Genomic DNA, 13,340 nt, shown 5'->3' on the forward strand with positions numbered 1-13,340 from the left:
CTGTTTCCGGCCAGATACATGCCAAACGTTGTCGAATACATGCCAAGGAAACACATATACAAGCCGGCGCCCCGTGTACCTGCCAAACTGGAGCATTTACATGCCAAATCAAGCTGAATACATGCCAAACTCCCCCTTACAAGCGGAACAAGTCACATGAAAAAGCCGGCTGATTCTACGTTCAGCCGATCTTTTGTTCTTTTTTCTGTATACCATGGATAGTCCTGTTATAATTGGGAGGGAATTTGCAAAACATCAAAAAGGAGAGGCAGGATATGGGTCTTTGAACGTCCTAGATCAAATTCGCCGAGCTGCTGCAGCGCCCGTACGCGTCTTCGGTGAGCATATCGATGCCCATCTCCTCAGCCATATCCTCCGCGCTGTTTTCCGGCTTGTATTTTTTTCTCGACTCCAGCGCCTTTCAGTCGTAACAGACACTGCGGCGCCCCGCCGGACTTTCCGCAGCGCAGTCTACAAACACGTAACCGCCTTCCTTCTCATCATACCACACAACATCCGGTTCGCCGCCCGTCTGATCCATCTGATGAAGCGATTCCAATTTCACCGGATACGCCTGGAGCTTTGCCTCAATCTCTTTCCAATCCAGCCCCTCGTGGCGGTGCATATGTTTCTCAAAACGCTGCTTTTTGATTAGGTTTTCTGTTATTTGAACGTTAATTTACCGGAGCGCATGTCATCAGTCATGCCTTCATACGGTGCTTCCGCGACAACACTCTCATTGTTGACGCCTTCGTTTTGGAAAAACGTAATGTCAGCGAATTCCGGCACGACGTGTTTTGGATACGTATCATATTTCTCACGGGATTCTTTCATGACGTCAATGTAATCATTCTGATAGCACGTGGTGATTTCCGGATGTTCATGTACCCATTTCGGAAAGAAAATGATGCCGTGCATACGTTTGTCATTTGGCATAAAGTTCAGGGAAACGTCAGTGCCGGTCGGCTCGGTCCATGATACTTTAAACACGCCGTCGACGATTTTTACGAGGTCGACTTTCTGGTCGCGGACCCAGCGCCCGCCCACCATACCACTGTGAATGCGGTAATCGATAGTGTCTTCATTTTTAATGTACATTTCATATTCCCAGCCGTTTTCGTACGTATAAATCAAATGACTTCCGAGAAACTCGTTAAGATCTTTCATTGACTGCATTCTCCTTTGTAACTTAAAGTATGTTAATATATACATGTTTAATTTTACATGATTTATTGTACACCTGTGGTATAATACCGTCAATACTAGTAGATACGGAGAGATATTCATGGCGGCCCGCAGAGTGCTGAAGTACGCTATTTTAGGACTTTTGAGAAAAAATGACAAAAGTGGATATGATATTACATCTGACTTCAAACAGGCGATTGGGCAGTTCTGGAGTGCCAAGCACAGCCAGATCTACACGGAATTGAAGAAGCTGCTGGAGGAAGAGCTGATTTCTTCCTACATAGAGTTGTCGGGAGAGAAACTCGAAAAGAAGATGTACACCTTAACGGAGCAAGGAAAAGATGATCTGCACACGTGGCTTTTGACCCAAGATGATCATCTCGAAACGGAAAAAGATGTGTTCGCGCTGCGGCTTTATTTTCTGAAAGACATCCCCTCCGCAGATCTTCTTGCGTTGTTTGAACATCAATTAAACCTGCGCACCGATAAATTAAACATGTTGAGAGAACAGTATGCTTATTACTTCGGGGAGGAAAACGGTCCTGTGGATTTGGATGCCGATGAATTGGGACATTATTTTGTCTTAACCAAAGCCGTTTCCCGTGAGGAGAATTATATCTTCTGGTTAATGGAAAGCATGGATATTATACGGCGGAGACAACTCGGAGAGTAACAGGCTGCGAAAGGGGGAATGTCAGCGCATCCTGACGTTCAGCAATTCTTTCTGATGACGGAGGATGTCCCGGAATTGCTGTACATCGGTTTCGCCTGCGAAGAAATGTTTCGGCACGACAACAGCCCGCTCCTTCGTAAGGTATAACTGAAAAAAGTCACGGCGCTCATGTATCCCGCGGAGCCGGCGCCATTCATAAAGGCCTGCTCCTTCGACCTCCTTTCATGAAAGCCGTCCTGCTGGAATATGTACGTTACCCCGTCTTCCATCATGGGATTGCTTTGATTCTGTCTTTTAAATTTATATCTTATGATCATCCATCCTGTAAGCATACCCGCCGTTTCACCCAAAAGAGTGATGGCAGCCGTACCTATTACTCCCATCGCAAACTGCAGGTGGAATACGATGTAAATAGGAATCAATGCAATGACGCCGATCACCGCCATTTTCCTCATCGTATGGAGACGAAAATGCTGCAGCGCATCATGAAGGCCAAGTCTCCCCTCCGCTGTGACAGTTGATTCTTCTGTTTTTTCGCTGAAAACGATTCATACTAAGCTGTATTCGTCGTTCAAGCTATCCCTGCAGGATACCGGTCGCATTCCTCCTCTTAAAAAAACTCCTGTGCTTGTCCAGCACAGGAGCGCTTTCTTTTTCCCAGGTTATTCCGGGATGTACGGCAGGTCGCCGTTGTTTGGGATGTTGATGACGTGGGTGTCGGTGTAAGCAAGCAGGCCTTCTTTACCGTATTCACGGCCGATGCCGGATTGTTTGACACCGCCGAAAGGATAACGCACATCGAGGCCCTGGACGGCGGCGGTGTTGATCATCGTCGTGCCGGCCTGGATACGGCGCGCTACTTTCACGGCGTGGTCTTCTTCTCCCCACACCGAGCTCGTCAGGCCGTAAATGCTGTTGTTTGCGAGCTCAATGCCGTGTTCATCCCCGTCGAACGGCAGAATCGGAACGGTTGGTCCGAACTGTTCTTTTTCCACGATCGGATCATCATAATCCACGCCGAGAACCAGCGTTGGCTGCATAAAATACCCTTCGTTGAATACATCCTCATCGAGAATGGTGCCAAGCTTGATGACTTCGGCTCCTTTATCCGCTGCCTGATCCACCAGGTTCTGCACGTGATCGACCTGCTGCTTGTTGTTGACCGGTCCGATCGTAACGTTTTCGTTAAACGGATCACCGACCCGGATCCATTGATCGGCCGCTTCTTTGTATTTTTCGACAAATTGATCGTAAATCGAGCGGTCCACATAGATCCGCTTGGCGATCATGCAGATCTGACCAGCGGTGAGAAAGTTGGAAATGACCATGCGCCGCATCGCCCGCTCATCGTTCACATCAAAATCGCTCAGCACGACCGCGGCATCATTTCCGCCTAATTCGAGCGTCAGATTCTTGATCGTGTCGGCGGCCGCTTTCATGATGTGTTTCGCTGTTTCGGTGCCTCCCGTGAACGCAATTTTAGCGACCTTGGCGTTCGAAGTTAATTCCTTCCCGACATCGGCATCCCCGTGAACGAGGTTCAGCACCCCGTCCGGCATTTCTTCGGCAATCATTTCCGTAACCTTGGTCACCGCAAGCGGCGCGTAAGGACTCGGCTTGAGCACCATCGTGTTGCCCGCGAGCAGAGCCGGCGCTACTTTTATCGTAGAAAGGGCTAACGGGTAGTTCCACGGAGAAATGGCGGAGACGACACCGATGCCGTCCCGGGCAATGATGGTTCTGCCGTTTTCGTCTTCGTTCACTTCGCTTTTCAGTACTTCCTGTATGTTATCACACGCGAATTCCATCCACGCGAGCGACACGCCGATTTCGCCTTCCGCATCATACAACGGCTTCCCATGTTCCCTCGATAACAGCTCCTTGATCTCCGGAGTGCGGTCTTTGATTTTCTGAATCGCTTTTCTCATCCGCTCGATCCGGTCCTCCACCGCCCGGTTCGTCCAATCGATAAATGCGTCATCTGCCGCATCAATGGCGCGGATGGCGTCCTTTCTCGTATTAACGGGAGAGAACCCCGCCGTCTGCGTTGGATGTGCAGGATTCTCCCGTGCCTCATAGGAATCTGCTTTTATTATCTCTCCGTTGATTAACGCATCCACGGTAAGTTCCTTTTCATACATGCCATGCCTCTCCTTTCCGTCATATAAAACTGTGTTGTTCTACTATTCCCTTTCTCCATTCTGGATATGAAGACAATCTTTTTCAAGCTGTGGAAGCTGCGAACGAAGGAATGGCCTGAAAAAACCTCCCCACCGCATCTGACACGGCGTGGAGGTTTTTTCGATACTATGCTTTTACTCTGCAGGTTCAAGGTCCTCGATGGAATCAATGTCCATATACGTTGGTACGGCGAGTCCTGTTTTGGCGCCCTCGAGGTTCGGACCAAGATCTACAATATCGCTTTCGTGCTTTTCATAGAAGCTGGCATGTGTGTTCGGCATCCAGGCCGCTGTCGATGCATCTGCATCCCCGTCGGCAACGGCTTCAAACACAACCGATGGATCGGCAGGTGTGAGAGTCACATCGTATCCTTTCTGTTCCAGTGCCAGTTTCAGGACTTCGGAAGATGCACGTTCGGAGTCCCAAGGGGTGAGAGCGAGCTCCACAGAAGTACCGTCAGCCGATTCGACACCGTCAATCCATTTATCTACAGTGTCCTGATTGTTATCCACCCACTTCTGGGCTACTTCGCTTATCTCACTTTCCTGGGCGTCGAGGAGGAACGATTCCGAGTCTTCCAGAGTCCACTTAAATCTGTCTATAATGGTAAAGGCACCCGGCTTATCCTCTTCCAGTCCTTTTCTTGCGATGGTTTTAATCACTTCTTCTTCCCCGTAAACACCCTGCGGATCTTCCAGATACTTCAGATCATACTGGGCGAACTTATAGTGCGGGGACCATCCGACAATAACGATCGGCTCCTCATTCTCATAGGCTGTGCCCAACTCCGACAACATCGCTGCTGTTGAAGAAGTCTTATGTTCCCAGCCGGCAAGATTATCATATTCGGATAACGCGTTATTGGTGGATTCGGTGACCCCGGCTCCAGGCTCGATACCAATAATTGTATAGTCTACCTTTTCTCCGACACCGGCGGTGGATTCACTCTCTTCACTGCCGCCGTCTCCTGAACTTTCGTCATTGCCGCCGCCTTCTGATTCATTTTCCGTATCTTCCTGACCACACCCGGCTGCCACAAGCGTAAACGATAATCCTGTCACAGCCATAAGCTTTTTCCAATTGAAATCAAACATCCTGTACGATCTCTCCTTCTATGCTGTAGAAAATCGAATCTTGTCTTATTATCTGTTATTGAACACCTTTACATTCTAATGAAAGGTAAACATTTCTTCAAACAGTGCATATAGGGAAATCTGAACGTTTGATACCCTTTAACGAAGCTTTACGAATTCTTTACAGAATATCTGTTTATTTCTTCATTTTAATTCCTCTAAGAAATGGACAGGGTGTTATGTATCTTCAATTTCTGAACATAGAGCAGTCATTCATAAAACATCCACCCAGGTATCATACCGGGTGGATTCATCTTCCAAAGCAGGACGTTTACCGTACAAGACATGGACGTTTGTTATCAAAAGTCCAATCGGGGATGAGGTATTGTATCGCAACGGAGTCGTCTCTTGCTCCAAGTCCTTCTTTTTTATATAACTCGTGTGCAGCTTCAATCTTCTCCATATCGACTTCAATCCCGAGTCCCGGCTTTTCCGGAAGGGTGATTTTTCCGTCTTTAATGGTAAATGGTTCCTTCGTTAAGCGCTGGCCGTCCTGCCAGATCCAGTGCGTATCAATGGCCGTTATTTCCCCGGGAGCTGCGGCCGCCACGTGCGTAAACATCGCTAAGGAAATATCAAAGTGATTATTGGAATGGGATCCCCACGTCAGGCCGAAATCATGGCACATCTGCGCGACACGGACCGATCCGCGCATCGTCCAGAAATGAGGATCAGCCAGCGGAATATCCACTGCGTGTAACTGCACAGCGTGACTCATCTGGCGCCAGTCGGTGGCAATCATATTCGTCGCTGTCGGCATACCGGTGGCTTTTCTGAATTCAGCCATCACTTCGCGGGCCGAGAAACCATCTTCAGCATTACAAGGATCTTCTGCGTAGGCAAGGACCTGATGCTTATCCCTGCATAAGTGAACCGCTTCGTTTAAGGACCATGCGCCGTTCGGATCCAGCGTGATACGTGCATCGGGAAACCGTTCAGCTAACGCCGTCACAGCTTCCATCTCTTCTTCGCCGTGCAGTACTCCGCCCTTCAGCTTAAAATCGCGGAACCCGTACCGCTCATAAGCCGCTTCGGCCAGCCGGACAATCGCTTCCGGAGTCAATGCTTCTTCATGACGCAGGCGGAACCAGTCATCCGCGGCATCCGGATCACTTACATACGGCAGGTCCGTTTTGTTACGGTCCCCGATATAGAATAAATACCCCAGTGTCTCCACTTCTTTTCTCTGCTGCCCGTCACCGAGCAAAGCTGCAGCGGGAACGTCCAGAAATTTCCCCAATACATCCAATAATGCTGCTTCCAGTGCGGTAACCGCATGAATGGTAACCCGTAGATCAAACGTCTGCGATCCACGACCGGAGGCATCGCGCTCAGCAAATGTTTCTCTCACATGCTTTACTATGTTTTTATAGTTTCCAATCGTCTCCCCCACCAACAGGGGTTTCGAATCCTCTATCGTTTTCCGGATGTCTTCTCCTCCAGGGACTTCTCCAACCCCTGTGTTTCCACTGCTGTCCTTTAAAATCACAACGTTTCTGGTGAAATACGGACTGTGCGCCCCGCTCAAATTCAATAGCATACTGTCATGTCCGGCAACGGTATAGACAGACAAATCAACAATGGATGGCGTGCTGTTACCGGTTTTTATAACGGATTCCATTCTATATCTACTCCTTCTTTTCCACATACGGGTCGTTTATCATGCTGCCTCCTGCTGATCAGCTTTTTTCGATCTGCGGTGATCCATAACCGCATACGTAAGCACGACAATGATCAAAATCCATAACACAATCGCTATCGGGCCATTTGTAAAGAAAGTGGTTAAATCCCCGTTACTGCCTTTTAAGCTGTCAATAAAATACTTTTCTGCCTGCCCTCCTAAAATAAAACCGATGAGAAAAGGAGGAATCTGAATACCGATTTTCATAAAAACATATCCAAGCAGCCCAAACAGCAGCAGGGTCCATACATCAAACATAACCCCGTTATTGATCGCATAGGAGCCGACCACACACATGGTGATGATAATGGGAAAAATAATGTACTTGGGAATAAACACGATCTTTGCAAAGTATTTAATCGAAAAAAACATAAACAGGAACATGGCAATGTTTGCAACAATCAGCGCATATACAATGCCGCTCCACAATTCCTGATTCGTAGGGATGAACAATGGACCGATCTCAATCCCCTGCAGCAAAAAGGCCCCCACAAGGATCGCTGTCGTACTGTCGCCGGGAATCCCCAGAGAAAGTAACGGAATCAATGCGCCGCCGATCAATCCATTATTACCGGATTCACTTGCAATAAGCCCTTCCGGTTCACCCTTGCCGAACTTCTCCGGTTTTTTGGAAAAACTTTTGGCCTGTGAATACGCGGTTATGGAAGCCGCACTGCCGCCGACACCCGGCAGCATTCCGACAAACGTTCCGAGAACGGATGAACGAATCACATTCACGATCTGGCCGTTGAACAACGTAAAGGAGAATGTGCTTGTTTTCCCCTTCTGCAGATCAATGTTCTGGTGCGGGGCTGCTTTCATCCCTTCTTCCGACTCTTTTAAAATTTGACCGATGGCGAATAAACCGATTAAAACAGGAAGGAGGGAAAACCCGTAAATTAACTGTTCTTCCAGCCCCGGGGGAACGAGCCGTATTTGGTTGTTGTCGCTGAATGTCCCAATTAAGCTCACAAAAATACCTAAGACGCCGCTGAACACTCCACCAAGTAAACTTCCTTTAGAAATGGAAGCAATGATCGTGAGGGCAAAGAGAATAATTAAAAACTTATCGACGGATGAAAAATCAATCGCAATAGATGCAAGAAGAGGGGCAAAGAAATATAATATGGTTAAACTGAAAAAACCGCCTATGATAGAGGCTGTAATGCCGACTTTCAGCGCTTTTTCCCCTTCCCCGTTCTGCGTCATCGGATAGCCGTCAAAGGTTGTACAAAGGGACGACGGGGTTCCGGGGATGTTTAATAAGATAGCCGGGACCAGGCCGCCGCTGATCCCTCCTACATATAAGCCGATCAATAAACCGATGGAGTTTATCATATCGATGGCATACGTCAACGGTAAAAAAATAGCAATGGCCATCGTTGCTGTCATTCCCGGAATCGATCCGAAAATAATGCCGATAAACACGCCCAGGATGCATAAAAGGATGGACATCGGTGTAAGTATTTCCATAAAAAACACGGGAATTCACCTCCTTACGGTAAAGTAATATCGAACATCTGACCAAAAACAAACCAGATAATGATCGTCGTCGCCACCGAGTTGATCAGGGAAATAAGTATCGCTTTTCCTTTCACATGTCCTAAAAATAATAGCGTGATAAGGAACATAAAGATGATACTTGAAGCGACAAACCCGAGCGCTTCAAGACTTAATCCGTAGGCAAGGAGAAGGACGATCGTTCCGTAAAATTTTAGTTTGTCATAATTTTTTTCGAAAAACGTGAAATCCCATTTCTTTAACCTTCCTGACTTCACTTTCTGAATGATGGTCTGCAGCACCAGCAGGACTCCTAAAACGATGAGAATCGTTAAAATAATCCTGGGAAAAATGAGATGATTTTCACTAAATTGCAGTTCAATGGTAAAGAGGTCTTTCAAATCTTCACCCTCTTTCTATCAGTCGTTACATCTTTTGAAGGAAAGGGGCTGCCCTTTTTTCGGGCGCCCCGTTGTGTTGAACATTAATTGGTTATTTCATCCAGACTTGGTGCCTGCTCAATGATTGTACGCATTTTTTCTCTTTTTTCCATCAGGTAGTCGGTGGACTCTTCCGCTGAAATGTAGTTTGTAATATACGCGTTTTTGCTTAAATCTTCTTTGTAGTTGGAATTATCCATTACATCTTTCACCGCTTGATCCAGCGTCGACGCAAAGTTTGCGTCTACATTCTCAGGCAGGATAAAGAAGAATTCCTTATCAAACGTAAACTCTTCGCCGTTTACGGTAATTCCCTGTTCGGCAAATGTGGGGATGTCATATCCTTCCACTCTTTCACTCGCTGTAATGCCAAGGAATTTCATCTTAATATCTGATTCCACACCGTCTTTTGTATACTCGTTATTGGCACCAATGGAACCGTGAATAATATCCGCGTTTCCATCCCACAGCGCCTGGTCCTTATCTTTTTGGGAGCCGGTTACATAAGCTTTGATCCGGTCGGAAACGTCTGTACCAAATTCCTCTTCAACCCAGAGGTAGTATCCATCAAACACAATTTCTGAAACCCCGCCAGCCTGAACGGCAACCGAAATCGTTTCATCCGGGTTTTCTTCCAGCCATTCCGCTGATTCAGCCATCGTATCGTAAGGGGCATCCGCCTTTGTTAAAAAGGCATTCCCGGGGTTGATGGAAACAACTGGTCCAAGTTTCCAGTTTTCCAGCGCATAGTCCTCGTTAAAGCTGCCGTACTCCACCCCTAGATACGCCATATCATGGAAGAACATAACCGTACTTCCGTCATCCTTTGCACTGCTAAGTTCATTAAAAGCTTTAGCGCCGCCGATCGCATCCACTTTCATATTCGTTCCTAAATCATCCTCTAAATATCTGGATACCGCTTCCGCATTTTGATACGTATCGCCGCCGGTAGAGGTGGATCCGATCACTACCCTGATTCTCGAAAGATCCACACCTTCACCGTCGGATCCCGAAGCTTCTTCCCCGGAGCTGTCAGATTGTTCCCCGGACCCTGTCGTTTCTCCCGTTTCCTCCGATTCCCCGCTGCCGCATGCCACTAAAAAGATACCTAGAAGAGCTGCCAATAAAAACATCCACACTTTTTTCATACGTACACCTCATCTTTCCTTATTTTAGTTACCAACACCACTAACACCGTCCGCCATTCCTTCAAATGTATAAAAACGCTTTCAATAAGTGCTATAAAACAATACAGCCCCCCCTTTGCTTTCGTTAGGTGAGGTAAAGAGGGGAGATCCTCCCCCCTTTTACTTCACGAATACCGTTTTTATATTAGTGAAGAATTCTTTTGCCGCTTCTCCCTGCTCGCGGGAATGAGAACTGGATTGTTTCATCCCGCCAAACGGAGCCTGCAGTTCCACTCCTGCACTTTCAGCGTTAATACGTACCAGCCCGGCATCCATCTCATTCACAAAGGAAAGCATTTTTTGAATGTTAGTGGTGAAAATGGAGGCACTCAGCCCGTATTCCACGTCATTTGCAACCTCGAGTGCTTCTTCCAGATGGTCCGCTTTCATTAAGGCCAGAACCGGACCGAAAATTTCTTCCTGGGCAATTACCGCATCGGATGAAACATCCTCAAACACTGTCGGCTCCACAAAATACCCTTTATCATATGGATCACCTGTCAGTCTCTGTCCGCCGCAGATCAGCGTGGCTTCTTCCTTTCCTTTTTCAATATAGGAAAGAACGGTGTTTAACTGCGATTCACTTGCGCTCGGCCCCATCCAGACGCCGTCGTTCAATCCATTACCGATTTTGATGTCTTTTACTTTTGCAACGAGCTTTTCCTTAAATGTTTCGTAGACGTCGCTTTGTACAATAACACGGCTTGTGGCGGTACATTTTTGACCCGTGGAACGAAGGCCGCCGCTGATTGTCGCATCCACCGCAAGGTCAAGGTCCGCATCGGCAGAAACAATGACCGGGTTTTTACCTCCCATTTCCAGCTGATACTTCGCGCCGCGAGCCAGTGCCGTCTGCCCGATGCTTTTTCCAACCGTGTTGGAACCGGTGAACGTGATGCCGTTCACGTCAGGGTGTTCTGCGATTCCCCCGCCGATGACAGATCCTGATCCTGTTACCATGTTGACAACCCCTTCGGGCAGCCCCGCTTCTTCAAAACATTCAAACAACTTCGCGCATGTGACAGCAGCCTCTGAAGCCGGCTTTAAGACAACCGTATTTCCATAGATTAAAGCAGGAGCTGTCTTCCACATAGGAATAGCAACCGGGAAGTTCCAGGGGGTGATGACACCCACTACCCCTAACGGGTCTCTCGTTGTATACATCAACGCATCACGGTCTGTAGATGGGATGACGTCCCCCTCTTTTCTCATTCCTTCTCCCGCGTAGTAGCGCAGTATCGCAACACCCCGGCCTGTTTCCCCTTTCGCTTCGGGAAGCGTTTTTCCCATTTCTCTCGTCATGCATTCAGCTATTTCTTCCAGGCGCCTTTCCAGAATGTCAGCTGTCTTATAAAGATAGGCGCCTCTTTCTGCTCCCGCTAATGCTTTCCAGTTCTTTTTCGCTGACTTTGCCGCCGCTGCGGCTTGATTTAGGTCTTCTCCTGAAGACTTCTGAATTTCTCCAACCACATCGTCCGTATCAGCCGGGTTTATATTTGTCCTGACTTCCTTTGTGCTGGAAGGTACCCATTTTCCATTAATGTAGTTGGAAAAACGAATGCTGCTTTGAGTTCTGACGGTCATGATAAAATCCTCCAAATTAAGAATAATTTTACTTCACATGCACTAAATAGATACTTTTCTGTTTGGCGGATATTTCTCAAGTGCAGATCGCAGAATTTGTTTCAATTCTTCATAGTGTTCTTGTTCTACCGGTACGACCGGCGGCCTTACCGTATTTTTAACCGGAAGTCCGACAATTTCCATTCCTGCTTTAATCAGCGCTACAGCGTAGCCTTTTCTTTTTCTTCTAATACGGTTGATAGGCAGTATAACTTCCTGATAGATGTCGTTTACCGTTTCCTGATCACCATGTTTCAATGCTTCATAGAACGTTCTTGAAATATGCGGAATGTAATTGGAGATCGCAGAGGAATAACAGTTATACCCGAGCGGCAGATAAGCCGGCATCGTCACCTCTGCCATCGGCATACCGTTCAACCATCCCAGGCGGTCCCCGATTTCCTGCGTAAATTCAATATTTGCCTCCAGGTTTCCGATACCGTCCTTCAACCCGACGATTTGAGGGAATATTAATAATTTTTTTAATGTTTCCAATGTCAATACTGCATTCGCCCGTTGATAAAGGATCGCGTTTAGGTCCGTGCTTGTGACGACGGCTCTGTAATACTCATACATTCCTTCCTGTTCGCCTTCGATCAAGTACGGCGGCATAATCAGGTATCCATCCGCACCGTGCTTTTGTGATATCTCCGCTTTTTGCAGCGCCTCTGTTATATTACCGCCGACGCCGGTGTATACCGGGACTCTGCCGCCAACGACAGAGACGGCGGTCTGAACCATAGAGTCGTATTCTTCATTGCTGAGGTTATGAAATTCACCGGCCCCGCAGGCAACGAAAATAGACTCCAATCCTTCTTCAAGTAAAAATTCTATATTAGCCATCAGTGCTTTTTCATCCATGTTACCGTTTTCATTAAACGGCGTAACAGGAAACCCTGAAATTCCTGTGGGAGGCTGTCTGTTTGTCATTCTACTGAATCCTTTCGAGTTTGAATTTCACCTGTTCCGGGACGGGTCAGGCGCTTTCTGACATGATCAAGATGCCGGTACATGCTGATATAGGCTTCTATCGGATCTCTTTTCTCCAGCGCATGATAAATATCTTTATGCTGCTGCACCGTAATCATCTTGTTCCGATCTTCCAGAGCGATGTTTTCCAGCGTCTTGTCGTACATGTTCAGCAGAGGATCAATTAAACCTTCGGTAATGGAATTCGTTGCATTAAACGCAATAATGCGGTGGAATTCCCGGTCGATCTCCAGATAGTTCTCGTCTGTGTTTTCCATCCGCTCAATGTTTTCTTTCAGCTTCTTTAACTCCAGTTCCGACATTTTCTCGGCAGCAAGAGAAACGAGGCCCAGCTCCTGGGAGAACCGCGTTTCGATAATGGCTTCGATGTCATTGACGGATAATGCCAGCATGAGCCGGTAAGGTTCACTTCCCACCTTGTCGGAAAAGAACGTGCCTTCTTTTGTTTTACGGTGAATCACTCCCAGTGTCTCTAACGAACTCAGCGCTTCACGTAACACCGGCCGGCTGACGTATAACATATCCATAAGTTCCATTTCCGATGGAAGCTTGTCACCGGCTTCCAGCTTTCCGCTCATAAGTAAATCAATGATTTGTTCGATGACCTGCTGCGCTAACGTGTTTCGTTTCACTGACTTCATCTTTAAAGATTCCGTGTTTCGTTCCAATGTCGACCGCCCTCCTTTCTTTTCAAGTATACAGCAAGAATTAATTATTTGTTTGTTTTGACAATTCAAATTGTAAGAC

At 47.3% G+C, this 13,340-nt stretch carries 12 protein-coding genes and 1 pseudogene; 1 reads left to right on the plus strand and 12 read right to left on the minus strand.

The window, feature by feature from the left end:
• Positions 1-284: 284 nt before the first annotated feature.
• Positions 285-679, minus strand: a pseudogene (locus ACW9JV_RS14945) (DUF4256 domain-containing protein); the annotation flags it as partial.
• Positions 664-1,167, minus strand: coding sequence for a phenolic acid decarboxylase (locus tag ACW9JV_RS14950; RefSeq protein WP_457335825.1), 504 nt, complete (start codon positions 1,165-1,167; stop codon positions 664-666). The pseudogene ACW9JV_RS14945 and the gene ACW9JV_RS14950, both read right to left, overlap by 16 nt.
• 118 nt (positions 1,168-1,285) lie before the next feature.
• On the opposite strand from ACW9JV_RS14950, the gene ACW9JV_RS14955 reads away from it, so the two are divergent.
• Positions 1,286-1,858, plus strand: a complete 573-nt coding sequence (locus tag ACW9JV_RS14955; RefSeq protein ID WP_457335827.1) for a PadR family transcriptional regulator — start codon at positions 1,286-1,288, stop codon at positions 1,856-1,858.
• Between the two features lie 21 nt (positions 1,859-1,879).
• On the opposite strand, the gene ACW9JV_RS14960 is transcribed toward ACW9JV_RS14955, so the two are convergent.
• The 10 genes from ACW9JV_RS14960 to ACW9JV_RS15005 all read right to left on the minus strand — a co-directional run bounded on the left by ACW9JV_RS14960 (position 1,880) and on the right by ACW9JV_RS15005 (position 13,261).
• Positions 1,880-2,032: a YcxB family protein gene (locus tag ACW9JV_RS14960; protein WP_457336082.1), complete on the minus strand. Its 153-nt coding sequence runs from the start codon at positions 2,030-2,032 to the stop codon at positions 1,880-1,882.
• Positions 2,033-2,520: 488 nt separating this feature from the next.
• Complete coding sequence (locus ACW9JV_RS14965; protein WP_457335829.1) at positions 2,521-3,999, minus strand: aldehyde dehydrogenase family protein; 1,479 nt, start codon at positions 3,997-3,999, stop codon at positions 2,521-2,523.
• A gap of 174 nt (positions 4,000-4,173) precedes the next feature.
• On the minus strand, positions 4,174-5,133 hold the full coding sequence (locus ACW9JV_RS14970) for a glycine betaine ABC transporter substrate-binding protein (RefSeq protein ID WP_457335831.1): 960 nt from the start codon (positions 5,131-5,133) through the stop codon (positions 4,174-4,176).
• A 310-nt stretch (positions 5,134-5,443) separates the two neighbouring features.
• Positions 5,444-6,793, minus strand: a complete 1,350-nt coding sequence (gudD, locus tag ACW9JV_RS14975; protein ID WP_457335833.1) for a glucarate dehydratase — start codon at positions 6,791-6,793, stop codon at positions 5,444-5,446.
• A 39-nt stretch (positions 6,794-6,832) separates the two neighbouring features.
• Positions 6,833-8,326: a tripartite tricarboxylate transporter permease gene (locus ACW9JV_RS14980; protein WP_457336084.1), complete on the minus strand. Its 1,494-nt coding sequence runs from the start codon at positions 8,324-8,326 to the stop codon at positions 6,833-6,835.
• 23 nt (positions 8,327-8,349) lie between these two features.
• Positions 8,350-8,754: a tripartite tricarboxylate transporter TctB family protein gene (locus tag ACW9JV_RS14985; protein ID WP_457335835.1), complete on the minus strand. Its 405-nt coding sequence runs from the start codon at positions 8,752-8,754 to the stop codon at positions 8,350-8,352.
• 83 nt (positions 8,755-8,837) lie between these two features.
• Positions 8,838-9,941 (minus strand): tripartite tricarboxylate transporter substrate-binding protein, encoded by a 1,104-nt coding sequence (locus ACW9JV_RS14990; RefSeq protein ID WP_457335837.1) that lies wholly within the window; start codon positions 9,939-9,941, stop codon positions 8,838-8,840.
• 159 nt (positions 9,942-10,100) lie between these two features.
• On the minus strand, positions 10,101-11,564 hold the full coding sequence (gucD, locus tag ACW9JV_RS14995; protein ID WP_457335839.1) for an alpha-ketoglutaric semialdehyde dehydrogenase GucD: 1,464 nt from the start codon (positions 11,562-11,564) through the stop codon (positions 10,101-10,103).
• A gap of 42 nt (positions 11,565-11,606) precedes the next feature.
• The gene (gene kdgD / locus ACW9JV_RS15000) at positions 11,607-12,533 is read right to left on the minus strand and encodes a 5-dehydro-4-deoxyglucarate dehydratase (protein WP_457335841.1); all 927 of its coding nucleotides are present in this window, start codon (positions 12,531-12,533) and stop codon (positions 11,607-11,609) included.
• Complete coding sequence (locus ACW9JV_RS15005; RefSeq protein ID WP_457335843.1) at positions 12,530-13,261, minus strand: FadR/GntR family transcriptional regulator; 732 nt, start codon at positions 13,259-13,261, stop codon at positions 12,530-12,532. The genes kdgD and ACW9JV_RS15005 overlap by 4 nt, the downstream gene beginning before the upstream one ends.
• Between the last annotated feature and the right edge of the window lie 79 nt (positions 13,262-13,340).

It is taken from the genome of Salibacterium sp. K-3, from assembly GCF_054052005.1.